This window comes from Cupriavidus sp. C3SS-1 (assembly GCF_057073755.1).
The window spans coordinates 203,228-228,591 of the sequence record NZ_CP172700.1; the positions used below are offsets into that span (position 1 = coordinate 203,228).

At 67.7% G+C, this 25,364-nt stretch carries 26 protein-coding genes; 16 read left to right on the forward strand and 10 right to left on the reverse strand.

What is annotated here, in order from left to right:
- The first annotated feature begins 97 nt into the window (after window positions 1-97).
- From ACIGJC_RS16935 to ACIGJC_RS16955, 5 genes are all read left to right on the forward strand, one after another.
- Complete coding sequence (locus ACIGJC_RS16935; RefSeq protein ID WP_483713161.1) at window positions 98-1,501, forward strand: sigma-54-dependent transcriptional regulator; 1,404 nt, start codon at window positions 98-100, stop codon at window positions 1,499-1,501.
- A 94-nt stretch (window positions 1,502-1,595) separates the two neighbouring features.
- Entirely contained in the window at window positions 1,596-2,414 is an 819-nt protein-coding gene (locus tag ACIGJC_RS16940) for a sensor histidine kinase (RefSeq protein ID WP_483713162.1), read from the forward strand.
- Between the two features lie 162 nt (window positions 2,415-2,576).
- A complete protein-coding gene (locus ACIGJC_RS16945) occupies window positions 2,577-2,978 on the forward strand; it encodes a hypothetical protein (protein WP_483713164.1) in 402 nt (133 codons plus the stop codon).
- An 84-nt stretch (window positions 2,979-3,062) separates the two neighbouring features.
- Complete coding sequence (locus ACIGJC_RS16950; protein ID WP_483713165.1) at window positions 3,063-3,656, forward strand: hypothetical protein; 594 nt, start codon at window positions 3,063-3,065, stop codon at window positions 3,654-3,656.
- A gap of 64 nt (window positions 3,657-3,720) precedes the next feature.
- Window positions 3,721-4,185: a PRC-barrel domain-containing protein gene (locus ACIGJC_RS16955; protein ID WP_483713167.1), complete on the forward strand. Its 465-nt coding sequence runs from the start codon at window positions 3,721-3,723 to the stop codon at window positions 4,183-4,185.
- Between the two features lie 99 nt (window positions 4,186-4,284).
- Here ACIGJC_RS16955 and ACIGJC_RS16960 read toward each other — a convergent pair whose 3' ends face one another.
- Entirely contained in the window at window positions 4,285-4,596 is a 312-nt protein-coding gene (locus tag ACIGJC_RS16960; protein ID WP_483713168.1) for a BON domain-containing protein, read from the reverse strand.
- Between the two features lie 263 nt (window positions 4,597-4,859).
- Here ACIGJC_RS16960 and ACIGJC_RS16965 point away from each other — a divergent pair, with 263 nt between their 5' ends.
- From ACIGJC_RS16965 to ACIGJC_RS16975, 3 genes are read left to right on the forward strand one after another with little or no spacing between them, the layout of a single operon-like run.
- Window positions 4,860-5,372, forward strand: coding sequence for a low affinity iron permease family protein (locus ACIGJC_RS16965; RefSeq protein ID WP_483714443.1), 513 nt, complete (start codon window positions 4,860-4,862; stop codon window positions 5,370-5,372).
- 1 nt (window position 5,373) lies between these two features.
- Complete coding sequence (locus ACIGJC_RS16970; protein ID WP_483713170.1) at window positions 5,374-6,516, forward strand: DUF3182 family protein; 1,143 nt, start codon at window positions 5,374-5,376, stop codon at window positions 6,514-6,516.
- Window positions 6,503-7,333, forward strand: a complete 831-nt coding sequence (locus tag ACIGJC_RS16975) for an alpha/beta hydrolase family protein (RefSeq protein ID WP_483713171.1) — start codon at window positions 6,503-6,505, stop codon at window positions 7,331-7,333. Before ACIGJC_RS16970 ends, ACIGJC_RS16975 begins: the two co-directional genes overlap by 14 nt.
- Window positions 7,334-7,406: 73 nt before the next feature.
- Here the strand turns inward: ACIGJC_RS16975 and ACIGJC_RS16980 are convergent, their stop codons facing one another.
- From ACIGJC_RS16980 to ACIGJC_RS16995, 4 genes are all read right to left on the reverse strand, one after another.
- Window positions 7,407-7,595, reverse strand: a complete 189-nt coding sequence (locus ACIGJC_RS16980; RefSeq protein WP_483713173.1) for a DUF3008 family protein — start codon at window positions 7,593-7,595, stop codon at window positions 7,407-7,409.
- Between the two features lie 83 nt (window positions 7,596-7,678).
- Window positions 7,679-7,837: a DUF3309 family protein gene (locus ACIGJC_RS16985; RefSeq protein WP_483713174.1), complete on the reverse strand. Its 159-nt coding sequence runs from the start codon at window positions 7,835-7,837 to the stop codon at window positions 7,679-7,681.
- A 195-nt stretch (window positions 7,838-8,032) separates the two neighbouring features.
- Window positions 8,033-8,686, reverse strand: coding sequence for a response regulator (locus tag ACIGJC_RS16990; RefSeq protein WP_483713175.1), 654 nt, complete (start codon window positions 8,684-8,686; stop codon window positions 8,033-8,035).
- Window positions 8,683-10,734 (reverse strand): type IV pili methyl-accepting chemotaxis transducer N-terminal domain-containing protein, encoded by a 2,052-nt coding sequence (locus tag ACIGJC_RS16995; protein WP_483713176.1) that lies wholly within the window; start codon window positions 10,732-10,734, stop codon window positions 8,683-8,685. Before ACIGJC_RS16995 ends, ACIGJC_RS16990 begins: the two co-directional genes overlap by 4 nt.
- 345 nt (window positions 10,735-11,079) lie before the next feature.
- Between ACIGJC_RS16995 and ACIGJC_RS17000 the strand changes: the two genes are divergently transcribed.
- From ACIGJC_RS17000 to ACIGJC_RS17010, 3 genes are read left to right on the forward strand one after another with little or no spacing between them, the layout of a single operon-like run.
- Window positions 11,080-11,505, forward strand: a complete 426-nt coding sequence (locus ACIGJC_RS17000; protein ID WP_483713178.1) for a hemerythrin domain-containing protein — start codon at window positions 11,080-11,082, stop codon at window positions 11,503-11,505.
- Window positions 11,506-11,528: 23 nt separating this feature from the next.
- Entirely contained in the window at window positions 11,529-12,851 is a 1,323-nt protein-coding gene (locus ACIGJC_RS17005; RefSeq protein ID WP_483713180.1) for a hypothetical protein, read from the forward strand.
- Window positions 12,844-13,614, forward strand: a complete 771-nt coding sequence (locus ACIGJC_RS17010; RefSeq protein WP_483713182.1) for a Crp/Fnr family transcriptional regulator — start codon at window positions 12,844-12,846, stop codon at window positions 13,612-13,614. Before ACIGJC_RS17005 ends, ACIGJC_RS17010 begins: the two co-directional genes overlap by 8 nt.
- On the opposite strand, the gene ACIGJC_RS17015 is transcribed toward ACIGJC_RS17010, so the two are convergent.
- A complete protein-coding gene (locus ACIGJC_RS17015; RefSeq protein ID WP_483713183.1) occupies window positions 13,545-14,726 on the reverse strand; it encodes an NAD(P)H-dependent flavin oxidoreductase in 1,182 nt (393 codons plus the stop codon). The two genes, ACIGJC_RS17010 and ACIGJC_RS17015, sit on opposite strands and share 70 nt — an antisense overlap.
- Before the next feature lie 255 nt (window positions 14,727-14,981).
- Here ACIGJC_RS17015 and ubiU point away from each other — a divergent pair, with 255 nt between their 5' ends.
- The 3 genes from ubiU to ubiT are packed head-to-tail and all read left to right on the forward strand — an operon-like array spanning window position 14,982 to window position 17,415.
- On the forward strand, window positions 14,982-16,010 hold the full coding sequence (ubiU, locus tag ACIGJC_RS17020; RefSeq protein WP_483713184.1) for a ubiquinone anaerobic biosynthesis protein UbiU: 1,029 nt from the start codon (window positions 14,982-14,984) through the stop codon (window positions 16,008-16,010).
- 29 nt (window positions 16,011-16,039) lie between these two features.
- Window positions 16,040-16,954, forward strand: a complete 915-nt coding sequence (locus ACIGJC_RS17025) for a U32 family peptidase (protein ID WP_483713186.1) — start codon at window positions 16,040-16,042, stop codon at window positions 16,952-16,954.
- Window positions 16,951-17,415, forward strand: coding sequence for a ubiquinone anaerobic biosynthesis accessory factor UbiT (gene ubiT / locus ACIGJC_RS17030; protein WP_483713188.1), 465 nt, complete (start codon window positions 16,951-16,953; stop codon window positions 17,413-17,415). The genes ACIGJC_RS17025 and ubiT overlap by 4 nt, the downstream gene beginning before the upstream one ends.
- Window positions 17,416-17,453: 38 nt before the next feature.
- On the opposite strand, the gene norR is transcribed toward ubiT, so the two are convergent.
- Window positions 17,454-19,019, reverse strand: a complete 1,566-nt coding sequence (gene norR / locus ACIGJC_RS17035) for a nitric oxide reductase transcriptional regulator NorR (protein ID WP_483713190.1) — start codon at window positions 19,017-19,019, stop codon at window positions 17,454-17,456.
- 143 nt (window positions 19,020-19,162) lie between these two features.
- Between norR and ytfE the strand changes: the two genes are divergently transcribed.
- Together ytfE and ACIGJC_RS17045 are read left to right on the forward strand one after the other, a co-directional pair.
- Window positions 19,163-19,840, forward strand: a complete 678-nt coding sequence (gene ytfE, locus ACIGJC_RS17040) for an iron-sulfur cluster repair protein YtfE (protein ID WP_483713192.1) — start codon at window positions 19,163-19,165, stop codon at window positions 19,838-19,840.
- Between the two features lie 38 nt (window positions 19,841-19,878).
- Complete coding sequence (locus ACIGJC_RS17045) at window positions 19,879-22,164, forward strand: nitric-oxide reductase large subunit (RefSeq protein ID WP_483713193.1); 2,286 nt, start codon at window positions 19,879-19,881, stop codon at window positions 22,162-22,164.
- An 84-nt stretch (window positions 22,165-22,248) separates the two neighbouring features.
- Here the strand turns inward: ACIGJC_RS17045 and ACIGJC_RS17050 are convergent, their stop codons facing one another.
- The 3 genes from ACIGJC_RS17050 to ACIGJC_RS17060 form a co-directional block, all read right to left on the reverse strand.
- Window positions 22,249-23,091, reverse strand: coding sequence for a TauD/TfdA dioxygenase family protein (locus tag ACIGJC_RS17050; RefSeq protein ID WP_483713195.1), 843 nt, complete (start codon window positions 23,089-23,091; stop codon window positions 22,249-22,251).
- A gap of 11 nt (window positions 23,092-23,102) precedes the next feature.
- On the reverse strand, window positions 23,103-24,077 hold the full coding sequence (locus tag ACIGJC_RS17055) for a quinone oxidoreductase family protein (RefSeq protein WP_483713197.1): 975 nt from the start codon (window positions 24,075-24,077) through the stop codon (window positions 23,103-23,105).
- Window positions 24,078-24,238: 161 nt separating this feature from the next.
- Complete coding sequence (locus tag ACIGJC_RS17060; protein ID WP_483713199.1) at window positions 24,239-25,240, reverse strand: AraC family transcriptional regulator; 1,002 nt, start codon at window positions 25,238-25,240, stop codon at window positions 24,239-24,241.
- Window positions 25,241-25,364: the final 124 nt, after the last annotated feature.

The following is a 25,364-nucleotide window of genomic DNA, read 5'->3' on the forward strand; positions in this document are numbered from 1 at the left end:
CGTTGTGTTGCGTCGCAGCAGGCGGGAATGCCGTTTTTGCCTGTCGGCGCCCGCCGCCGATCCCGGGCAAACTTCCGGCCTTCGGGCCGCGCGATCCATGCCTCACATCCTGATTGTCGACGACGACGAAAACGCCTGCGCCGCGCTGGCCGAGATCGTGGCACTGGAAGGGTTCACTGCCGCCACCGCGGGCACGCTGCGTGAAGCCAGGCTGCAGATCGGCTGGCGCATGCCCGACGTGATCCTGACCGACCTGCGCCTGCCCGATGGCAGCGGCATGGAACTGTTTGCCGAAGTGGGCTCGTCCGGGGTGGAGGTCATCCTCACCACGGGCTATGCCAGCGTCGACAGCGCGGTGGAAGCCTTGCGCTCGGGCGCGACCGATTACCTGGTCAAGCCGATCAACGTGGCGCGTCTGCAAACCGTGCTGAAGCGGCTGGCCAATACCGGCGCATTGCGCGCCGAGATCCATTCGCTGCGCGGGGAACTGCGGCGCTACGGCCGCTTCGGGCGGCTCCTGGGCAGTTCCGATGTCATGCAGGCCGTCTATGACCAGCTTGCGCGCGTGGCCCCGACCGAGGCCACTGTCCTGCTGATCGGCGAAAGCGGAACCGGCAAGGAACTGGCGATGCAGACGGTCCATGAACTGTCGGCGCGGCGGCGCCAGCCTTTCCTGGCCGTCAACTGCGGCGCGATCTCGCCGACGCTGATCGAGACCGAGATGTTCGGCCACGAGCGCGGCAGCTTCACGGGCGCCGATCGCCAGCACAAGGGCTACTTCGAGCGTGCCGATGGCGGCACGCTGTTCCTCGACGAGATCACCGAGATGCCGGCCGAGCTGCAGGTCAAGCTGCTGCGCGTGCTCGAAACCGGCACCTTCATGCGCGTGGGTACCAACCGCGAGCAGCATGCCGATGTGCGCGTGCTGGCGGCGACCAACCGGAATCCTGAAGACGCCGTGGCGGAAGGCAAGCTGCGCGCGGACCTCTTCCACCGGCTCAATGTGTTTCCGGTCGAGCTGCCGCCACTGCGCGCGCGCGGCGACGACGTGATCCAGATCGCCAACACGATGCTGGAGCAGCTCAACGCCGAACAGGGCACGGCGCGGCGCTTCGCGCCTGGCGTGCTCGACAGCCTGCGCCTGCATGCCTGGCCGGGCAACGTGCGCGAGCTGCGCAATTTCGTGCAGCGCGCCTACATCATGGCCGACGACGATCTCATCACCGAGGTGCAGGTGCCGCTGCAAGTGGCGGCCGCGCAGGCGCCAGCGGCGGCGATGGTGTCGGTGCCGGTGGGGATGTCGCTGGCCGACGCCGATCGGCAACTGATTTTCGCGACCCTGGAACAGTGCGCGGGCGTGAAGAAGCACGCAGCGGAAATCCTTGGCATCAGCCTGAAGACGCTGTACAACCGGCTGGAAGACTATGCCGCGCGCGGCGAGTTGCCGGAATGGCTGCGGGCGTCGCGCAGCAGTCAGGTCGGGGTCTCCGCAGCCGGATGATCCTCACGGGCGTGCCAAGGCAGTTCGGCTGGCCCAGTCTGAGGTTGCATGCTTCTTGCATGGCAACTGCCTGGAAAACCGGGTCAACACGAACATGACGCAGCAATCGCCAGCCAGCGAGCCGGAACATCGCGACAGTGAAGGCGTGCCATCGCCCCAGGTGGAACAGGACGTACGGACCGTCACGGAGGTGGGCGCCCTGATCGACCAGACCGCGCACGACCTGCGTTCCTCGCTCAACGCCATCCAGAGCTGGGCCTATGTCCTCGAACGGGCCATCGACCAGGCCGCGGCGCCCGCCCGGCGCGCGCTCGACGGCGTACGCGCCGGCATCCAGCAGCAGATCGCGCTGGTCGAGGAAATGGAAGAGGCCGTGCGGCTGCTTGCCGACGAAAGCCCGCCGCAATGGCGCCAGACCGACGTGCTCGCCGCCACCATGCAGGCCGTGACGGACCGCCGCCCGGCCGCGACGGCACGCGGCGTCGAACTGAAACCGGTGCAGGCCGACGGCGACGCCTCGGCGTGGATGATCGACGCGGATCCGGTGCGGCTCGGGCCCGTGTTGCGTCATCTGCTGGTGCATTGCATCTGGCGCGCCCAGGCGGGCGGTTCCGTGGCGGTCCACCTGTACGCGGAACCCGACCACGTCAAGCTGCGCATCACGGAAAGCCCGCCTTTGGACCAGACGCGCAGCGCCACGCGCTTGTCGGTGCTGTCCGATTTCTTCGGGCGCCGACCGCCGCAGGCGGGTCAGTCCTCCCGGCAGTCCAGCGCCTTGCTGCTGACGCGCCGCATGGTCGAACTGCACGGTGCCATGCTCAGTACCGAGAGCGAGACCTGCGATCCCGACAAGGTGTCGGTCTGCATCGCGGTGAAGTTTCCGCGCCATCCGCAGCGCGCCTCGGGACTGTAGCTTTTACATCGCATCGGCACAAAGTGCCGGTCTCAAGCCGTCGCACGTCAGTGCGCTGGCGCCAGAGGGTAACCAGTTGCGGCGCCATGCGCACAAATGCGCCCCCACCGTGGCTGGCCCGGCGATTGCATGGGAAGGGATGTTCCTTACGGAGGCCCAGCCATGCAAAAAGCCCACGCTCCCGCCAAGGCCAGCCCGGCCCGCAAGCCCGCCGCCGCCAAGAAGACGGCCGGCGCCCGAAAGGTTGCTGCCAAAAAGGGCACGGCCGCCAAGCCCGATGCCAGGTCCTCCGCGTCAGCGGACGACAAGCGCAAGACGTCCGCTGCGGACAAGCGCAAGGCCACTGAAGACAAACGCAAGACCTATCAGGGTGCGGTTGACGATTCCCTGGAAATGACGTTCCCCGCGAGCGATCCCATTTCGCCGAGCGCGGCGATGCACGCCGAAAAGAAGACCCAGACCCATCGCGACGATGTCGACTGGAAGCTCAAGCGCGGCAGTGAACACCAGCCTGCCGGCGCCAAGCCCGCCGGACATCGCAAAGGCGCCACGGGCCGCGGGTAACGGTCACGGCCAGCCATTGCCCAGACCCGTGACCGCCCCATTGCAAGCGCACGATGCCAGCGCATGACACAGAGGAGAGCCACCATGTCTGATGCCATCATCGCCGGTCGTTTCGACAGCTTCGCCAAGGCGGAAACCACCGCCAGCCGCCTGCGCGCCCAGGGCGTCGCGGAGGACGACGTGAGCGTCTTCTACGTGAACCCGCCAGGCCAGCACGCCACCTACCCCATCGGCGGCGATACCGCGGCCGATCCGGGCGCGCGGCGCTCAGGCATGGGCGCCATGACGGGCGTACTGCTGGGCGCTACCGCGGGTGCCGCGCTGGGCGCGGCGGTCATTACCTTGATGGGCTTGTCGCCGCCGGTTTCTCTGTTCGTCCTGGTGTTCGCCACGGGGCTGTGCGCCTATGTCGGATCGCTGGTGGGCGCGCTGTCGCTCACGCGTGAAGGGCGCGCCGAAGGCCGCTGGGGCCGTGCTCCGGTGCGCAATGCCGGGGTGTTGCTGGCCGCGCATGTCGAACCGGCCAACGCGGGCCTGGTCTGCGACCTGTTGCGCAAGGGCGGCGCCCGCGACATCGAGCGTGCGCAGGGCCGCTGGCGCGAGGGCCGCTGGGCCGATTTCGATCCGCTGGCACCGCCGGTGCCGGCCGGGCGCGAAGGCGAGCCGCGCCGCGCGTGAGGGGCCATCGAAATAACGGGCGACTTCCCTCGTCCATCCGCTTGCATCAATTCAGGAGGTGTCCATGAGACCAGACCAACCCCCGACTCGTGAACAGGAATCGCAGCCGCGCGGTGCGGCGATCGTCGGCAGCATCGATCGCGATTCACCGGGCCCGGGCCCGTTCGTGATGGCGGCCGATACGCTGGAAGGCAACAAGGTGGTCGACCCTGCCGGCGATGATCTCGGCACCATCGACCACATCATGATCGACGTGCCAGGCGGACGCGTCGCCTACGCCGTGCTGGCCGTCGGCGGCTTCTTGGGCATCGGCGAAAAGTTGTTTGCGTTGCCGTGGTCGGCGCTCACGCTGGACACGCGCCGCAAATGCTTCGTGCTGGGCGTGGAGAAGGACCGCCTGAAGGCCGCGCCAGGCTTTGACAAGGACCACTGGCCTGGCATGGCGGATTCGCAGTGGGCCACCAGCATTCACGAGTACTACGGCATTTCGCCGTACTGGGAGTCGGACCGCTACGACCCGTGGCGCTGATTTTCGCAGGGACCGGATTCAGGGTGGGAGAGAGGGGCGAGGGCCGGCGGCAGTTTGCGCCGGCCCTTGCTTCTTGCGTGCCGCCACGACCACGTTGCGTCAGACCTTGTGGTTGATCTGGCCGTAAGGCGGGGCCACTGGCTCGGCGTTCATGTCGCTCGCAACCGGCTGGCCGGGCGGGGACGGCGGATCGTCATGCCGCGTGCGCAGCGCGTTTTGCACGCCGAGCACGCCGGGACTGATGGCCGCGGCCTTTTCGATTTCCTGCGCTACGGCAGGACTGTCGACACAGCCGGTCAGCACGACGCGGCTGTCCTCGACTTCGATGACAAGCCCTCCGGGCAGGTTGCCTGCGAACGCCTCGGCAATGCGGGCGCGGACCTGGTCGGCGAGTTCGCTGGATTGCGGCATGGAGATCTCCGGCTGGTGCGTGGGGGACTCCACCGCGGCGCAAGAAATGTTCCCGCGGACAGCGGGCTGTATCGCAAAGTGCCGTGCGCGTTGTAGGACGGCGCCCGCTGAACATTGGCGGCGCGCTCCATACAATGGAAGCAGCGTGTCGGCGGCGACTGTGCGCCGCGAACAGGAGAACAGCGATGAGCAGAAAGGGCCCGGACTTGAGCGATGCACGGGGCGCGGCATCGGCCATCGGCGCGCGGCCGCGGTCATGGCTGATGCATCGGTTCGACCGCTTCGCCGGGGCGGCCACGCGCCGCGCGGGCTCGCCGGCGGCGTTTGTCCTGGCCGTAGCCGTGGTGATCGCATGGGCGATTACAGGTCCCATGTTCGACTACTCGGAAACCTGGCAACTGGTGATCAACACCGGCACCACCATCGTGACCTTTCTCATGGTGTTCCTGATTCAGCAAAGCCAGAACAAGGACGCCGTGGCCGTACACCTCAAGCTCAACGAATTGCTGGCTTCGCATCGCGAGGCCAGCAATATGCTGGTCTCGATCGAAGACCTCGACGAAGAAGAACTGCACCAGCTTGCTGCGTTCTATCGCCATCTCGCGGAGCTGGCCGACAAGGAGGGCGGTCTCAAGGCCAGCCATTCGCTGGATGAGGCCTGCCTGAACCAGGCCGCCAAGCACGAGGCCCGCACCAGCAGGCGCCTGGGTCTGAAGGCTGCCGATGCAGGCCCAGCCGGGTCGCAGGAACCCGCCGTACTCCGACAGGAGGCGTGACATGCCGCCGGACGTCGACAAGGCAAGGCAGGTGATGGTGTATGGCTGCGCCGAGTATGGGCAGCAGGACAGCCACCAGGCCATGACGCTGGAGCGCATCGGCAGGAAGGTCGCCCAGCTCGCGGGCTACGGCTTCCGCGGCGCCTACGAGCGTCGCGGCAGAGCACCGGCGGAGGCCTTGTACCTGGTGCCGCTGGACACGCTGGTCGGGGTCGCGCACGCGCGTGCGCTCGGCGTTCATGGGGTCGACGACCTGTTTGGCGGCGTGGTGCCGTTTGCCTTCGTTGCCACCAAGGCGATCACGCACGGACTGGTCGCGCCCGATGCGGCGGCCCCGCAAGGCTGGGATCCGGACTTCGTGCGGCGCGCCCGTGCGGCGGTGCTGCCGGGCTATACCGCGTTTTCGCTGGAAGATGCCCGCAGTGCGGGCGCGCGCTTGCTGGCAGCAGGCGTCGTGCGCCTGAAGGACCCGTGCGGCATCGGCGGACTCGGCCAGCAGACCGTCGACAGCGAAGCAGCCCTCGACGCGGCGCTGGCCGCCATGGCGGCGGCGGATATCGAAGCCAATGGTCTCGTGCTCGAACGCGACCTGGCATCGCCGCGCACCTACAGCGTCGGGCAGGTGCTGCTGGATGGCCTGCTGGCCAGCTATTGCGGTACCCAGGATCTCACCGAAAACAACAGCGGGAAACAGGTCTATGGCGGCTCGACACTGACGGTCGTGCGCGGCGGCTTCGACGCGCTGCTGGCGCAGCCGCTCGCGCCATGCAAGCTGGCGGCGGTGCGGGCGGCAACGGCCTATCACGACGCCGCGCTCGACTGCTATCCGGAGATGGTGCTGTCGCGCTGCAACTACGACGTGGCGTTCGGCGCGCCATCGGGCGACGCCAGCGGCCAGCCGCTGGGCGGCGTGCTCGAACAGTCCTGGCGCGTCGGCGGTGCGACCGGTGCCGAACTGGCCGCGCTGCAGGCGCTGCAAGCCGACCCGCAGCGCCACCGCGTGGTGGCCGCGACGCGTGAAGTCTACGGTGCGGGCGCGCCGGTCCCGGCCGGCGCCGAAGTGTATTTCCAGGGCGAGGACCGCGACGTCGGCCCGCTGACCAAGTACGCATGGCTGGAGCGGGAAAACGATGGCAACCCATGAAGATACGATCGCGATCCAGACCGAAGGCGGCAGCATTGCCGGCACGTTGATCGCACCGGCCACCAAGCTTTCCGGCGTGCTGTTCGTGCATGGCTGGGGTGGCAGCCAGGAGCAGTACCTTGCCCGCGCGCGCAAGATAGCGGGCCTCGGCTGCGTGTGCCTGACTTTCGACCTGACCGGCCACGCCGGCACGCGCACGCAGTACGAGACGGTCAGCCGCATGCGCAACCTGGCCGACCTGGTGGCGGCCTACGATGTGCTCGCGCGGCATCCGGAAGTCGACCGCAAGGCCATTGCCGTGGTCGGCAGCAGCTATGGCGGCTACCTGGCGGCGGTGCTGACGACGTTGCGTCCGGTGCGCTGGATTGCGCTGCGCGCACCGGCGCTCTACATGGACGAAGGTTGGGAGCTGCCCAAGCGCCAGCTCCACCGCGACCAGGACCTGGTCACCTACCGGCGCTCGGTGGTGGCGCCCGATTCGAATCGCGCGCTACGTGCCTGCGCCGGCTTCGAGGGCGATGTGCTCATCATCGAATCGGAGAACGACCAGATCGTTCCCCATGCCGTGGTTACGAGCTACGTGGACGCCTGCACGCATGTCAGCTCCCTGACCTACCGCGTGATCAAGGGCGCCGATCACGGCCTGACTGACGAGGAGCACCAGCGTTCCTATTCCAGCCTGCTGGTGAACTGGCTGCGCGAGATGGTCACCGGCGCGCGCGCCGGACCGGTTGCGGCGCAGCGGCCCGCGGCGGCGAATGCGCCCACCGCGAACAGCGAGCGGCAGCCGCTGGAGGGTTCCGGCACGTCCCCGTGACCCCCAGACGGCCGGAACGCCCGTCCCGCATGGCGGGACGGGCGTTCCACGAGGTATCCCGATGCGCTGGTGCTCAGCGATCGGATACGTGCTTGGGTTTGCCCTTGGTCTTGGTCGACGCCATCTCCTTGAGTTCCTTCTTGCTCATGGATTTGGCCATCGACCTGGACGCGCCCTTGAGCGAACTGGCTTTCTTCTCGCCGCGCTTGGCGGAGAGCGCCGCACCTGCGGCCTGTTGCTGCGCCTTCGATTTTGCTGGCATGACTGTCTCCTTCTTGAACTGAAGCGCTGCCCCACGGTCACCGGACGGTGCCCGCAGGGCAGTGCGTTCCTGGTGCCGCGCCTCTATATGCGGCCCAGAACCACCAACAGCACGACGATCAGGAGGATCAGTCCCAGTCCGCCGCTTGGCCAGTAGCCCCATCCGGTGCTGTAGGGCCAGGCCGGCAAGGCGCCGATCAGCAACAGGACGAGGAGGATCAGAAGAATGGTGCCGATTCCCATAGCGTGCTCCAGGTTTTGGGCCGATAGGCCACGCTTGTCATCTGGGCTTGTCGCTGTCCGGGCCTCATTGCTGCAGCGGGTCCGTGGACAGGCTTCGCCACGTAATTTCAGCGTAGCCGAGCGGCCAGCCCGGTCCTTCCGGAACGCGACTGAAAACGGTGTAGGAATCGGACGACGCCCGCGCGCAGGTGGCGCCTAGCCTGCCTCGGTCAGGCCATGTTCCACCGCATAGACCGCAACCTGCACGCGGCTGGCGAGGTTGAGCTTCTTGAGGATGTTCTGCACGTGGATCTTCACTGTGCTTTCGGCGACGCCCAGGTCGCGGGCGATTTCCTTGTTGCTTTCGCCACGCGCCAGCCCCTGCACGATCTCGCGCTCGCGTGCGGTCAGCCGCGCGGTGTCGTCCAGGCGCGCGGGGGCCGGTGCCGGGGCGCGGAACTGCTGCACGAGCTTGGCGGTCATGGCGTCGGAGATCACCGGCTCGCCGGCGGCGGCACGGCGAATGGCACTGGTCAGGGCCTCGGTCTCGATGTTCTTCAGCAGGTAGCCGCGCGCTCCACTGCGCAGTGCGGTGGCCAGCTCCTCGGCCTCTTCGGAAACGGTGAGCACGATGACCGCGGAGTCGGGCAGGTCCTCGACCAGCAACTGCAGCGCTTCGAGCCCCGACAGGCCTGGCATGTTCAGGTCCAGCAGGATGACGTCCGGACGGTGCTGCTTGGCGCGCTTGATGCCTTCCACGCCGTCGGGCGCTTCATCGACGATCTCGAAGTCGGACTGCCGCTGCAGCAGTGCACGGATGCCCGAGCGAAACAGCGTGTGGTCGTCGATCAACAGGATGCGGATGGTCATGACAGGGACTCCTGGGTTGGGCGCGGCAACGCTTGCCCCGCGGTGGAATGGGATTCGGCGCGCGCGGCCCCGCCCCCGCGCGGCAGCACCAGCTCGATGCGCGTGCCATGCGACGGGCGGGCCTCGATGGCCAGCCGCGCGCCGAGGCGGGCGGCGCGCTCGCGCATGATGTTCAGGCCGACGTGCACCTCGTTGCCATGCCCGAGGTCGGCCGGATCAAAGCCCTCGCCATCGTCTTCGACCACGAGCCGGAAATCGTGCCCGTGGCTCAGCGAGACAGTGACGTGCGCGGCCATGGCATGCTTGCGCACGTTGGACAGCGCTTCCTGCAGGATGAACAGCACCTGCAGCTGCTGCTCGGGCTGCAACGGCAGGTTGTTGCCACGGTCATCGATGACCAGCTCGGCTTCGGTGCGGCACTGGCGGCGGAAGCGCTCGACGGTCTCCTCGACGGCGGGCCGCAGCTCGCCGGGCTTCAGGCGCGAGCGGAAGTTGTTCAGCAGTTCGCGCACGTCCTGGTAGCTCTCTTCGACGCCGTGGCGCAGCATCGGCACCAGTTCCCGGGTTTCCGCCAGGTCGTCGCGGTCCACCGCGTCGCTGAGAAGCTGCACCTGCAGGTTCAGGAAATTCAGGCCCTGCGCAATGCTGTCGTGCAGGCCCTGCGCGACCAGGTTGCGCTCTTCGACCACCGCCAGCTGGCGCGCGCTGGCCGACAGGCGCAGGTGTTCCAGGGCGATGCCGAGGTGCTGCGCCAGCGTTTCGAGCAACTGGCGGTCCGACGCGGGCAGCTCGCGCGGCGCGCGGAAGTGCAGCGCGAACGTGCCGATGGCGCCGCGCTGGCTTTCGATGCGGAAGGCCGCCATGGCCGAGAAACCTTCGCGCGTGCAGGGCGAAGGCTGCGCCAGCAGCGGCCTGCGCGCCGTCTTGCGCAAGTCGGCAATGGCGACCACGCCTTCGTGCGTGGCGTCGCCGCAGTGGCAGGCGTCCACGGCCATGCAGTGGTCCGCTTGCGCCAGCGCCGCGGGCAGCCCCGACGACGCGAGCAGATGCAGTTTGCCGTGCTGGGCATCCATGACGCGCACGGAGCCGCCATCGGCATCGAACAGCCGCATCACGCGCTGCAGGAAGCCGCGCGACATGGCTTCGGCATCGCGCGCCCGGTTGAAGAAGGCCGCCATGTCGTAGAGCGTTTCGAGGTCGCGGTTCTGGCGCTCCAGTTCGGCGGTCTTGCTGGCCACGCGTGAAGCCAGGTCCTGGTACAGGTCCTGCAGCTCGTCCGCCATGCGGTTGAAGCCCGCGTTCAGGGTGCCGAACTCATCGCGCGTCTCCACCGGCAGGCGCAGCGTGAATTCGCGCGCGGCCATGCGGCGCAGGCCGTCCTGCAGGCGCAGCACCGGCAGGATGATCCACAGGTAGAGCAGGTAGATGACCGCCACCGTGCCCACGCACGCAATGGCTGCCAGCCCGGCTTGCGACAGCCGCAGCAGGTCGGTCTTGCGCGCGCTGTCGTGCTCGATCAATACGACCAGCCGGTCGGCCTCGGCGACGAAATCCGGCAGCGCGCGCACGTAGGCGGGACCGTTGCCCGCCTGCGCCAGCGGCCGCAGGCGCTGTTGCCAATCATGCAGGACGCGGTCGAGCTGTGCATGGATGGCGGGTTCGTCGGGCAGGAACAGGGGCCGTACCGGATTGCCCTTGCGCAACTGGGCCAGCGTGTCGTCCAGTGCCTGGATCTGGTCATTGCGCGCGCTGGGGTGGCCGGTGGCGGCGAGCCCCAGTTCGATCGCCACGCGGTTGGCGCGCATGCGCAGGCTGCCCGCGTCATTGATGGCCGCGCCCGCGCCCTCGAGCTTCCACGACAGCCACAGCGTACCGGCGATCATGGTGAGCACCACCAGCAGCGACGCCAGCGACAGCAGGATGATGCGCGTGGACAGGCGGTGACGGGGCGGCGTCAGGCCAGCGGCATCGGGAAGCGGGCTGCCGTCCGCGAACGGCGCAGTGTCGGTGTCCGCATGGGGGACGGCTTGGGTGTCAGGATCAGGCATGGGGGAACAAGGTCTGGGGACTGGGGGCGGTCAACCTTACGGGCGATTGTCCGCGCCGACGCGTTGGCTCAGCATGCGCCAGATCAAGAAAACGTCATTCCGTGATACAGTTTTGTGCGGTGTGCTGCGCTTGTTGCGCAGACGCCGGGCCTCGCTTCGGTCTGCGGTTCTGCGTTTTTAAATATCACGGCGTGATATAAAAACGACGGCTTTTTCTGCCGGAGCCACATAGACCATGCGGGTGTCCGGGTCTTGTCCGCGAATCTCGCGCCGACTTATTCGCGATCAAGTCCGGGCCGCGAGACGGGTCCTAGCATCCATCCGGAATGAACCCGGAGAACCACCATGTCCAGCGGCATTGAAACCCTGGTGCGCCAGCACCGCGATTGCGACCAAGCGCTTGAGGACCTTGAAGCCTGCCTGCGTAATTCCGACTGGGAAGCGGCCGCTGGTTCGTTCGCGCGCCTCGACGCGGCGCTGCAGGGCAATTTCTCGGCCGAGGAGGACCGGCTGTTTCCCGCGTTCGAGCAGGTGGCTGGCTCCGCCTGCGGCCCCACGGCCATGATGCGGCACGAACACGACGAAGTCCGCGGCTTGCTCGACAACGCACGCGAATGGCTGGAGCTGCGCGACGCCAACGCACTGGCCGCCGAAGTCGACACGCTGGTCGTGCTGCTGCAGCAACACAACCTCAAGGAAGAAAACGTGCTGTTCCCGATGTGTCGCGCGCGCGTGCCCGGCCTTGACGCCTTGCTGGCGAACGCCGGCTGATCGCAAGCGAAAGGATATCCGCCTTGAAAGTCGCCAGCCTCGACTATGAACGCGCGCCGCGTCCCGGCGTGGTGTTCGGCTGCCTGATGCCGGCGCCCTGGCTCGGCGCCGCCGCGGGCCTGCTGCTCGCGCTCGGCCCGGCGGCCGGTCTGCCGGACAGGTTCGCACCGCTGGCGCTTGCCGCCGTGCACGTGCTGGCGCTTGGCATGCTGCTGCCCGTCATGCTTGGCGCCCTGTTCCAGATGATGCCCGTGGTGGCGGGCGTGGCGGTGCCGGGCTCGGGTGCGCTCGCGCCGCTGGTGGCACTGGCCGCCGGCACCACAGCCGGCGCACTGGCCGCGGGCTTTCTCGGGGGCGGCAGCGCACCTTTTCGCCTTGCCGCCGTGGCGGGCGGCCTCTTGTTGCCGCTTGCGGGGAGCTTGCTGCTGCTGGCCGGGCGACGCGTCGCCGCGGTGGATGCCACCACGCGCACGCTCGCCGGCATCGGCGCACCGCTGGTGTTGACCGGCCTGCTCGGCGCGGCCCTGGCAGGCATGTTCGGCGGGTTGTGGACAGTGCCGCCGTCGCAATGGCTGGCACTGCACATGGCCTGGGGCCTGGGCGGCTGGCTTGCTGCGCTGGTGACGGGCATCGCCACCACGGTGCTGCCGATGTTCTGGCAGGCGCCACGCCTGCCGCGCTGGCTGGAGCGCTGCCTGCCGTTCGGGCACTGGTTGCCGCTGCTGGGATTCAGCGCTGTAGTGATATCCCGGCCCGATGGTGCGCTTGCGCGCTGGGCCCTGTTGCCCTGGCTGCTGTTCGCGGCGCTGGTGGCCGGCTTCGCGCTGGCGGCCACGCTGGGGGCGCGGCGCCGCCACGATCCCGTCTGGCTGCTTTGGCCGGTCGCGGCCACCAGCCTGCTGGCCGCCGCGCTGTTGGCGGCGGTGCTGCCCGTGGTGCCCGAGCCCTGGCAGGCGACGCTGTCGTGGTGGGTCGGCACGCTGGCGCTGGTCGGCGGTGGCGTGTTGCCGGTGACCGCCATGCTCGGCAAGATCGTTCCATTCCTGGTTTGGCTGCACCTGCGCCGGCTGTTGCCGCCGCGTGCGCGCGTGCCGGCCATGCAGGCCATCATCACGCCCGCCACGCAACGGCGCCAGGCGTGGTCGTTGCTGGCGGCTTTCGCGCTGCTGCTGGCGCTGCCGCTCGCGCCCGCGTGGCTGGCGCGCGCCGGCGGCCTGGCGTTCGCGCTGGCCAATGCCTGGCTCGGGTTGCAGTTGCTTAAGGCAATGCGATGCATGCGCGCCATGCGCGCGCGGGGCGGCTTGCCGCCGCGCAAGCCACTTGCGCAAGGAGTTCACCATGGCTGAGATCGTGATGCTCGACCGGTTGCCGCTGTTCCGTGGCGTCGATGGCCGCGTGCTCGACGCAATCGTTGCCGCGGCCACGCAGCGGCGCCTGCAGAAAGGCGAATTCCTGTTCCGCCGCGGTGAGCCCTGCCGCGGGCTGTTTGTCGTGATGGACGGGCTGGTGAAGCTCTCGCTGCCCGCCGCCGCTGGCAGCGCAAAAGGCGCGGAACGTGCGATCGAGGCCTTTGGCCCTGGTGCCGTGTTTGGGGAAGACGTGGTGTTCGTGGATGCCCCGCAGCCAGCCGACTGTCAGTCGATGGCGCGTACCACGGTGCTTTGCATCGACAGTGCCGCACTACGGCAGGCGATGGCCCGGGATCCGCTGCTGTCCGCGCGCCTGCTGCGCAACCTGTCGGGCCGGCTGCATGCGCTGATGCGCGATATCGAGGCCACCAGCCTGCACAACGCCTTGCAGCGCGTGGCCGGATTCCTGCGGGATGAAGCGCGCGCGGGGCGCCGCACGTGGCTGGCGTGTACGCAGCGCGTGATGGCCTCGAAGCTGGCCATCACGCCCGAAACCCTGTCACGCGTGGTCAGCCGCTTCTGTGCAGAAAACCTGGTGCGGCTCGAGCGCGGCAAGATCTTCCTGCTCGATGCCGAAGGGCTGGGACGCCTGGCGGACGACGGGTCACGCGCGGACGTCCCGGACGTCGCTCATGCCGCGACGGTGGCTTGCGTCGCCGGTTCGGCGATGGCAGTGGGCTTCTCGCCGGTCAGCAGATAGTGGAGCAGGTCCGCCACCGGGCGGATCGCTTCGCCGAACGGCAGCGTGCCCTTGCCGCGGAAGAACAGCCCGCGCTCCACGTCGCCGCGCACGGCCTGTGCCAGCTTCAGGTCGATGCAGAACTGGCCGATGCGCGATACGCCATCGCGCAGGCCACAGGCCTGCAGGCAGTCAAAGCCTTCCAGGCAGTCGCGGGCCTTGGCGCGGCGCTGCAGGCGGCTTTCGCCCGACAGGTAGCGCGACAGCCACGGCGTGAGCACCGCGCGCGCCGGCAGGCCCGCCACGCTGGTGAACTCGCGCAGGTCTTCGGGGCCGGCGGTGGCCAGGACCTGCTTGAAGGCCGGGTGGGCGTCGCCTTCCTCGGTCACGGCAAAGGCGGTGCCCAACTGCACCGCGGCGGCGCCTTCGCCGAGCCAGTGGCGCACCTTCGCATGGCTGTTGATGCCGCCCGCCAGGATCAGCGGGACACTGTCCCACGCGAGCCCGAGCGTATGGAACAACTCGCGGCATTCCGCCAGCACACGCGCGAACGAAAACCGGTCTTCGCCGAGATCCTGGATGGTCGACGCGCCAAGATGGCCGCCGGCATGGGCCGGGTGTTCGACCACGATGGCATCGGGCAGCCGTCCCTTCTTCATCCACTTGCGCAGCACCAGGCCGATGCCGCGCGCTTCCGACAGGATCGGGATCAACGCCATCTTCGGGTAGTTGGCGGTCATCTCCGGCAGGTCCAGCGGCAGGCCCGCGCCCATGACGATGGCATCGGCGCCGCTTTCGCAGGCCTGGCGCACCAGTTGCGCGTGCGAGCCCACCGCTTTCATCACGTTGACGGCAACCAGGCCGCGCCCGCCCGACAGTTCGCGTGCGGCCTGGATCTCGCGGTCCAGCGCGACGAGGTTCGCAGCCTCGATGCGCGCCTTGTCGCGCGTGCCGCGGGTTTGCGCGAGCAGGTCGGGGTGGTGGTGGCGCAAGTCGATGCTGGCAATGGTGCCCACGCCGTTGTGCGCGGCCACGGTACCCGCCAGGCGGTGCGCGGAAATGCCGATGCCCATGCCGCCCTGGACGATCGGCAGCAGCCGGCGCCCAGCCAGCTTCAGCCAGTGTTCTGTCATGTTGGTCTCGCTTGTTTGGAACTGCGTGCGGACCGCGATATGGGACCGCGCACGAACGGCCAAGGGTGGCACAGCGACCGGCGCGCGCGTTTGCCCAAGGTCAATCGACGGCCGCCCCTGCACCAATGGCGTAGGCCGACCGGTCTATGCCGCAAGGCGTTGCGGTGCGGTTTGCGCGTGGTCAAGTCCACACGCGAAGTGCGTCGCTAGCATCTGCGCTGGCCGAATTCCCGCGCCGCAAGCGGCGCTTCCGACATGACAACCTCATCTTCCGTGCGGGCGCGCGTTCCGCAGCTGGTCGCGCCGGCGGGCTCGCTGACCGCGTTGCGCGCGGCGCTGGAGCACGGCGCCGATGCCGTCTACCTGGGCCTGCGCGACGCCACCAACGCCCGCAATTTCGGCGGGCTCAATTTCACCGAGGCGGATATCCGCACCGGCGTGGCCGAGGCGCATGCGCGTCGCCGCGAGGTCCTGTTCGCCATCAACACGTTCCCGCAGATGGGCGAAGTGGCCAGGTGGCACCGCGCCGTCGACGCGGCCGCGGACCTGGGCGCCGACGCGGTCATCATGGCCGACGCGGGGCTGATGGCTTATGCGAGCCAGCGCCATCCGCAACTGCGGCTGCACCTGTCGGTGCAGGGCTCCGCCACCCACGCCGACGCCATCGAACTGATGCGCGAGCGCTTCAACATCAAGCGCGTGGTGCTGCCGCGCGTGCTGTCGCTCGCGCAGATCGGCAAGCTGGCGCGGCAGACCAGCGTCGAGCTGGAGGTGTTCGGCTTCGGCAGCCTGTGCGTGATGGCCGAGGGCCGCTGCCTGCTGTCCTCGTATGCCACCGGGGATTCTCCCAACAACAAGGGCGTTTGCTCGCCCGCGCACGCGGTGCGCTGGACCGAACAGGACGGCACCATGCACGCGCGCCTGTCCGGCATCCTGATCGACAGCTACGCGCCCGGCGAGCCGGCCGGATATCCCACGCTGTGCAAAGGGCGATTCGAGGTCGAGGGCGAGCGCGGCTACGTGCTGGAAGAGCCCACCAGCCTCAACGCGCTGTCACTGCTGCCGGCGCTGCTCGACATCGGCATCGCCGCGATCAAGATCGAAGGCCGCCAGCGCAGCCCGCGCTACGTGGCCGATGTCGTCGGCGTGCTGCGCGCCGCCATCGACGCCGCCTGTGCCGAGCCGAAGCGCTTCGCGCCGCGCCAGGAATGGCAGGGCACGCTGGGCCGCCATGCCGAAGGCGACCAGGTGACGCAGGGCGCCTACGACCGGCCGTGGCGATGAGCGCGGCAAATCCAACCACGGAGTCATTGATGCGGGATTCATCCACACCCGGCGCGGCCCGGTTCGGCATTGCGCTGGGACCGCTGCTGTACTACTGGCCGCGCGCGACGGTGATGCAGTTCTATGCCGACGTCGCCGATTCGGCCGTCGATCGGGTCTACCTGGGCGAGACCGTCTGCACGCGCCGCCACGAGCTGCGCCATGCGCACTGGCTGGAAATCGCGCAGATGCTGCGCGAAGCCGGCAAGGAGGTGGTGCTGTCCACGCCGGTGCTGATCGAGTCCGACACCGATATCACCTGCATGCGCCGCGTCTGCGAACAGGACGACTACCTGGTCGAGGCCAACGACGTCGGCGCGGTGCGCTGCATGGGCGGGCGCCCGTTTATCGGCGGCCCGCACCTGAACGTCTATCACGCCGATACGCTCGCCTGGCTTGCCAGCCTTGGCGCCCGCGGCTGCGTAGTGCCGGTCGAGATGGACGGCGCCACGCTGGCCGCGCTGTCGGCGGGGCGTTGCGCGGGCGTGGCGCTCGAAGTGCTGGCCTGGGGCCGCATGCCGCTGGCCTTCTCGGCGCGCTGCTTCACCGCGCGCCATCACCGGCTGCGCAAGGACGCCTGCGAGTTCCGCTGTCTCGACTATCCGGACGGCCTGGTTGCCGCGACGGGCGAGGGCCAGGACTTCTTCACGCTCAATGGCATCCAGACCCAGTCGGCGACGTGCCTGGACCTTTGTGACCAGGCGCAGGCCATGGCCCATATGGGTGTCGACATGCTGCGCGTGAGCCCGCATTCGAGCGGGACGCTGGAAGCGGTGGCCGCGCTGGCGGCGATTCGCGCCGGAGAACGTGCGCCCGCGCCGAGCGGCGTCATGCCGGCCGGCGCGCAACCGTGCAACGGCTATTGGCATGGACGCCCTGGCATCATGTGGGAGGACCGGCCGTGAGCGTACTGCAAAGCCTGCTTGCCCGCGTGCATCGCCGCATGCCGGCCAGGGCGCGCGCCTTGCCGCTGGTCTCGGCGCTGGAACTCGCGCGCCGCGCCGGATGGCTGGAGCCGCCCGCCGCGCTGAACGGGCACACCTTCCTGCTGACGGTCGAGGATCTCGGCCTGGATGTGCCTTTCCGCTGCGAACAGGGACGCTTCCGCTCGGCTGGCCGCGGCACCGAGGAGCCCGAACTGACGTTGCGCGCCCGCGTGCCCGACTACCTGCGCCTGCTGGCGGGACAGTGCGATACCGATACGCTGTTTTTCCAGCGCAAGCTGGTGATCAGCGGCGATACCGCGCTCGGGCTCGAAGTGAAGTACTGGCTGGATGCGGCACCGCGGCCGCCCTGGCTGGAACCGCTGGTGTCGCGGCTCGCCGCGGGGCTGGGCGTGGCGGCGCCGGAGACGGGACATCGCTGAGCGCGCAGGCGGCTTGCGCACCGTCATGGCCGAGCCGCCTATTTGCACCCCAGCCGCTTCGCCAGCTTGTGCAGATTGCTGGCGTCGATGCCGAGCTGGCGCGCGGCCTGGGCCCAGTTGCCCTGCTGCGCGTGCAGCGCCTGTTCGATGCAGTCGCGCTGGGTCTGCTCGACGGCGTCGCGCAGCGTGGCGCCGGCGGCCAGCGCCACGTGGGGGCGTACGGCTTCCGTGCCATGAGCAACCGGCGTGGACGCATCCGGCGGGGGCGCCAGGCTGTCCAGGTCGAGCAGGTCGGGCTCCAGCGTCACGATGTCATTGCGGTTGGCCCCGCGGCTCACGGAGCGCAGCGCCGCGCGGCTGACCACATGCTCCAGTTCGCGCACATTGCCGGGCCAGCGGTAGCGGCGCAGCGCATCCTGCGCGGCCGGCGACAGCCGCAGGCTGCGCATGCCGAGCCGCGCGCGGTTCAGTTCCAGGAAGCGCCCGGCCAGCAGCAGCACGTCGTTGCCGCGCTCGCGCAGCGGCGGAATCGGGATCGGATAGACCGACAGCCGGTGGTACAGGTCCGCGCGGAACGAGCCGTCGCGCACATGGTCGCGCAGGTTGCGGTTGGTGGCGGCGATCACGCGCACATCGACGCGGCGCGGTTTGTCGGAGCCCAGGCGCTGGATCTCGCCGTTCTGCAGCGTGCGCAGCAGTTTGGCCTGGATGGCCAGCGGCAGCTCGCCGACTTCATCCAGGAACAACGTGCCGCCATCGGCCGCTTCGAAGCGGCCGGGCCGTTCGCCCGTGGCGCCCGAGAACGCGCCCTTGACATGGCCGAACAGTTCGCTTTCCGCGAGCGATTCCGGTAGCGCGGCGCAATTCACATGGACCAGCGGACGTTCGCTTCGGCGCGACAGGCGGTGCAGCCGGTGCGCGAACAGCTCCTTGCCGACGCCGGTTTCGCCGAGCAGCAGCACCGGCAACTCTGAATCCGCCACCACGTCCAGCTCGTGCAGCAGCCCCGTGATGGCCTCGCTCTGCCCGACGATCTCGCTGTCGTCGGCCGGTAGCTCGTTGTCGGGAGTCTTGCCGCGCGACAGTTGCAGCGCGCGGATATCGGCCTCCAGCCGCGTGGTGCGGATGGCGGTCTCGACCAGCAGCGTCAGCCCGTCCAGCTCGGCCTGCGCGGCATCGTCGAAGGTGCCGACCTGCAGCGCGTCGAGCGTGAGCACGCCCCATGCGCGGCTATCGAGTTCCAGCCGGATGCCCATGCAGTCATGCACCGGCAGGGGCTCGCCCACGTGCTCGTCGATGAGGCCGTCATAAGGGTCGGGCAGCACGCTGTCGTGATGGAAACACGTGACGCCGCGCCGCGCCAGGATGGCGCCGAGGCGCGGATGCAGGCCGACCGCAAAGCGGCGTCCGAGCGCGTCGCGCACCAGCCCGTCCACGGCCACCGGTCGCAGGTGTTCTTCTTCGAGCCGCAGCAAGGCCACGGCGCCGCAGCCGAAATACGCGCGCAGTGCGCTGACCAGCCGCTGCAGGCGCACGGCATGCGGCAGTTCCGCCAGCACATCGGCCAGCAGCTCGGTATAAATATCCCGCCGATTCAGGGTCATAAATACCTTAAACGGTAAAAAAAACCGCGATTCAAAACGGGTTAATTATACCGTTACCTTGGTAAGTCAATGATTTATATGGAGTAAAAAGCTGGCACGGTACTAGCGTAGTGATGTGCGATCCATTCGAGAAGGAGCACATCATGCGCTTGCAAGACCAGCCCCTGGGCCAGCTGGCCCGCCGTATTCCGGGTGCCACCGGCATCTTCCACGACTATGACCTCGACTTCTGCTGCGGGGGCAAGCAGACGCTGCGCGATGCCGCGGCCGCCAAGGGCCTGGATGCCGAAGCCATCGAAACCCGCCTGGGGACCCTGCAGCGCGACAGTGAACCGGTGCAGACCGACTGGGGCACCGTTCCGCCGGCCTCGCTGATCGCCCACATCCTCACGCGATTCCATGAGCGCCATCGCGAGCAGCTGCCGGAACTGATCCGCCTGGCCCGCCGGGTGGAGCACGTGCACGGCGACCGGCCGGATTGTCCGCTGGGCCTGGCCGACCACCTGGTAGTCATGCGCGACGAACTGGAAGGGCATATGCAGAAGGAAGAGCTGGTGCTGTTCCCGATCCTGGCGCGAGGGATGCAGGCCGCCGCAGCCGCACCGATCTCGGTGATGCGCATGGAGCATGACGACCACGGCGAAGCGCTGCAGCGCCTGGCCGCGCTGACCAACGACATCACGCTGCCGCGCGCGGCCTGCAATACCTGGCGCGCGCTGTACCTCGGCCTGCGCACCTTGCGCGAAGACCTGATGGAACACATCCACCTGGAAAACAACATCCTGTTCGAGCCGGCTGCCACGCAAGCCGCCAACGACTGAGCCAACGCCAACATATCCCCAATAAAGCGAGCCTTATCATGGGTCCCTATCGCAGACTCTGGTTCCTGCTGATCGCCGTGCTGGTGGTCACGTTCTCCCTGCTCGGCTACTACGGTGTCGAGGTCTATCGGCAAGCGCCGCCCATGCCGGCCAAGGTGGTGGTCAGTGATGGCCGCACGCTGTTCACCGGCGAGGACATCCTCGACGGCCAGACCGCGTGGCAATCGGTCGGCGGCATGCAGCTTGGTTCCATCTGGGGCCACGGTGCCTACCAGGCGCCGGACTGGACCGCCGACTGGCTGCACCGCGAGCTGACCGCCTGGCTGGACCTGGCCGCGCAGCAGCAGTACAGCCGGCCGTACGCGAAGCTCGACGGCCCGGCGCAAGCCGCGCTGCGCGAACAGTTGCGTGCCGAATACCGCGGCAACAGCGCCGATCCGCAGACGACCGTGCTGACCGTGTCGCCGCGCCGCGCGCAGGCCATTGCACAGACCGCGGACTACTACGACCGCCTGTTCTCCGACTCGCCAGACCTGCACACGAGCCGTGAGCACTTCGCGATGAAGGAGAACACCCTGCCGAGCGCCGAGCGCCGCGCGGAACTCACGCATTTCTTCTTCTGGACGGCTTGGGCCGCCTCGACCGCGCGTCCGGGACACGAAGCCACCTACACCAACAACTGGCCGCATGAGCCGCTGATCGGCAACCAGCCGACCAGCGAAAACGTGGTCTGGTCGGTCGTCAGCGTGGTGGTGCTGCTGGCGGGCGTGGGGCTGCTGGTGTGGGCCTGGGCGTTCCTGCGCGGCAAGGAAGAGAACCTGCCGCATGCGCCGACGCGCGATCCGCTGCTGGCCGTGGCGCTCACGCCGTCGCAGCGCGCGCTGGGCAAGTACCTGTTCCTCGTGGTCGCGCTGTTCGTGTTCCAGGTGTTCCTGGGCGGCTTTACCGCGCACTACACCGTGGAAGGACAGAAGTTCTACGGCATCGATGTCTCGCAGTGGTTCCCGTATTCGCTGGTGCGCACCTGGCACATCCAGAGCGCGCTGTTCTGGATCGCCACGGGCTTCCTGGCCGCTGGCCTGTTCCTCGCGCCGCTGATCAATGGCGGCAAGGACCCGAAGTTCCAGCGCCTGGGCGTGGACGTGCTGTTCTGGGCGCTGGTGATCGTGGTGGTTGGCTCGTTCACGGGCAACTACCTGGCCATCGCGCAGATCCTGCCGGCTAACCTGAATTTCTGGCTGGGCCACCAGGGCTATGAGTATGTGGACCTGGGCCGCCTGTGGCAGATCGGCAAGTTCGCTGGCATCGTGATCTGGCTCGTGCTGATGATGCGTGGCATCTGGCCGGCGCTGCGTTCGCGCGGCGGCGACAAGAACCTGCTCGCACTGCTGACCTCGTCGGTCGTCGCGATCGGCCTGTTCTATGGCGCGGGCCTGGCCTACGGCGAGCGCACCAGCCTGACGGTGATGGAGTACTGGCGCTGGTGGGTGGTCCACCTGTGGGTGGAGGGCTTCTTCGAAGTGTTCGCCACCACGGCGCTAGCCTTTGTGTTCTGCACGCTTGGCCTAGTGTCGCGCCCGATGGCGACGGCAGCGAGTCTGGCCTCGGCATCGCTGTTCATGCTTGGTGGTATTCCGGGCACGTTCCACCACCTGTACTTTGCGGGCACCACCACGCCGGTGATGGCGGTCGGTGCGGCGTTCAGCGCGCTGGAAGTGGTGCCGCTGATCGTGCTGGGTCATGAAGCGTGGGACAACTGGCGCCTGAAGGACCGCGCGCCATGGATGGCCGACCTGAAGTGGCCGCTGATGTGCTTCGTCGCGGTGGCGTTCTGGAACATGCTTGGCGCGGGTGTCTTCGGTTTCATGATCAACCCGCCGATCTCGCTGTACTACATCCAGGGCCAGAACACCACGCCGGTGCATGCGCATGCCGCGCTGTTCGGGGTCTATGGCTTCCTTGCGCTCGGCTTCACGCTGCTGGTGCTGCGCTATGTGCGTCCGGCCTACCGCCTGAGCCCGGCGCTGATGAAGACCGCGTTTTGGGGTTTGAATGTCGGTCTCGTGCTGATGATCAGCACCAGCCTGCTGCCGATCGGCATCATCCAGTTCCTGGCCAGCGTTGAATACGGAACCTGGTTTTCGCGCAGCGAGGCGTTCATGCAGCAACCGATCCTGCAGACGCTGCGCTGGGTGCGGACGTTCGGTGACGTGGTGTTTATCGTCGGTGCCGTGTCGTTCGCGCTGCAAGTGGTGCTGGGTCTGGCCAATCGGACGGTCTCCGCGGATCCGCAACCGGTGGGGATGGAGCCCGCACGGCGCTGAGTTGCTGATTGGTTGATGTAGTTGCCGGGCCCGCTGAAGTGCGGGCCCGCTTTGTTCTGTCGGCGAGTCATACCCCCAAAAAAATCAGAACGGCTTATCCCCCATGATCGTAGCGCGCTCCATGCGTCGCGGCGCGGGCCAGTAATCACTGACCGCATAGTGCTGCGTGGCGGCGTTGTCCCAGATCGCCACGCTGTTGGGCCGCCAGCGGAAGCGCACCTGGTACTCCGGAATCGCGGCCTGGCTGAGCAGGTAGTTCAGCAGCAGGCTGGCACCCGGCGTCTTGTCCTGCCCGAAGCGCACGTTCTCCGGCGTATGGTAGTTGATGAAGTGGGTCGAGAACGGCGTGACATACAGGATCTTCTCCCCCGTCTCCGGATGCGTCCTGACCACCGGATGATCGACGAGCGGATGCTTGCGCACCAGTTCCTCTCGTTCCTCCGTCGACATGATCGCGCCAAACGAATGCTCGATGCCGTGCTTCGCGCGCAGCGGCGAAATTTTCTGCTTGATCTCTTCAGGCAGGTTCTTGTAAGCCTCCACCATGTTCACCCAGATGGTGTCGCCACCGACCTCCGGACACGAAAGGCAGCGCAGCACCGCCCCCTTGGGCGGGCTCGGGCGCCACGAGGCATCGCTGTGGTAGGTGTTCTCGAAGTGGTCGCGCTTTTCGCTCTTGTAGATCTCGATCAGGCCAGGATAGCCGGGCACCGTGTTGTTGACAGGATGGTCTTCCAGATCGCCGAAACGCCGGGCAAACGCGACATGGTCTTCGCGCGTGATGTCCTGGTCGCGGAAGAACAGCACCCGGTGCCTGAGCAGCAACGCCTTGATTTCCGCGGACAGCGTATCGTCGCGCGCGACATCGGCCAGGCTCACGCCAGTCAGTTCGGCGCCGATCGAGCAGGTAAGTTGATTGATTTTCATGGTGCCCTTCGTCAGTCAGCGGTGAGGACGATCTTGCCCAGGTGCTGGCTGTCCGCGATATACGCGTAGGCATCGCCGATCGCATCCAGGGGGAAGGTCTTGTCGATCGGCAGGCGCAGCTTGCCGCCGCGGAACGACGGCAACAGGTCGCGCGCGCATGCCTGGATGCACGCGATGCGCTCCTGCTCCGTGCGCGTGCGGAACGTGACGCCGATGATCTTCAGGCGATTCAGCCATAGCAGGTTGATATCGACCTGTGCAGTGGCGCCGCCGCCCAGCCGGGCGATATTGACGAGGCGGCCCTTCACCGCGAGGCTCTTGATATGGTCCTCGAAGACCGTCCCGCCGACGGTGTCGATGATGACGTCCACGCCACGCTTGTCGGTGGCCGCCATGATCGCCTCCACCTGCGAATCGCGCGACGCATTGACGCCGACGTCCACGCCGAATTTCCCGAGGCGCTCGAGCTTCTGCGCCGACCGCGACGACGCGATCACCGGCCGGGCACCGAGGGCCGACGCGATCATGATCGCCGCCATGCCCACGCCGCCCGACGCACCGTTGATGAACACCGATTCGCCGGACTTCAGTTCACCGTTGCTCACCAGAGCGTCGTGGGCGGTAATGAACACGTTGGGGAAGGCCGCCGCATCGACCCAAGAGACATCATCGGGCACCGGCATCAGTGCCAGCGGCGCCGCAATCACGAACTGCGCGTGACAGCCACGGCCGTGGCCCATGACGCGGTCGCCCTCGCGCCAGTCCCTGACCTTCTCGCCGACGCTGACGACTTCGCCGGCGAATTCGACGCCGGCGGTCATCGGGTTGCCGGCCCGATGTTCCCGCATGTACTTGAGTTCGCCGTAGTTCAGGCCCGACGCACGAACCCGGACCAGGACCTCTTCGGGGCCCGGCCGCGGAACGGGAATATCCCGTACCTCGATGCGACCGCCGTCGACGCCGGCAATGACTTGTGCCGCTTTCATGCTGCCTCCTTTCCTATCACTGGATGGCAGCGATTCTCGGCATTTCCAGGGGGCGGTGCTTGTCGGGCGGCGCCACAACTTGACGGATTGCGCCAGTAGCCGGCACCGGGGCCGGGATCGCGAGGCCTATCGACACGCCGGCGCTCAGGGCGCAGCCGGTCTCAACGGTTCATTTCAGCGCGCCAGCGCGTGGGGGGCGTGCCGAACTGCGCGCTGAACCAGCGCGAGAACGTACTGACCTCGGCGAATCCGACCAGCAAGGCCACCTGGGACACGGGGTAGCGGATATCCCCGAGATAACGGGTGGCCAGCCCGCGTCGGACCTCATTCACCAGCGATGAAAACTCCAGGCCCTCCTGTTCGAGCCGGCGCTGCAGCGTTCGCGCGCTCATGCCGAGCTGCTGGCCGACCTGATCGATGCTGCCCTGTCCGCGGGGCAGAAGCATGTGGACCGCGCGCCGGACATTGGAAGCCGTGGAAACCTGGCGGCCGTGAGGATGCTGGTCAAGGAACTCGCGGGCGTAGCGCGCGAGGTTGACGTCGCCCAGCGGATTGGGCCGGTCCAGGTCGCGCCGGTCCATGACGATGCCGTCAAAGTCGCAGCCAAACTCGACGCGTGTCCCGAACAGCCGGTGATGGACGTGGAGGCTTGCCGGCGCGGCATGCGAGAAATGCACGCTGCGCGGCTTCCAGCTGCCGCCAAGCATGGACTTCATCAGGCTGAGCAGTGCGCCCACGGAAAGCTCGACAGGCTGCCGTCCGGGAATCGACCTCTCCGTGATCAGTTGCTGCCGGACAATGGCGGTGTCGCCCGCTTCCTCGACATGCACGAATACGGACTCGCTCAGCAGGTGGCGATAGGTATCAAGCTGGCCCAGCGCATGGCGCAGCGTCGGCTGGTGCTGCAATACCAGGCTGATCGGGCCGAAGTCCGACAGCCGCCAGGATTCGGCCATCAACAGGCCCACCGCGGCGCAGCTGGACGATTGTTCGGTGGAATCCAGCACCTTTGCGAGCCAGGGCTCCGGCACATGGAGGTCGGGGGAAACGATGCACGAGCGATCGGCACCCACGTGGTGGATCATGCGCTCCGGATCGACGCCAATGGTCCGGGCGATCTCGGAATACTTGACCAGAAGGGCGCTGCGAATCAGGGTACTCATAGGGATTGGGGGCGAATCCGTGGACTTCCGGTGCCGCGCTCTGGCGCCATGTCACCGGCCCTGAAGGTATGCACCCACCCGTGCCGTGTCAAGACTCCTACATAGGATCTCTCGTAAACACCTA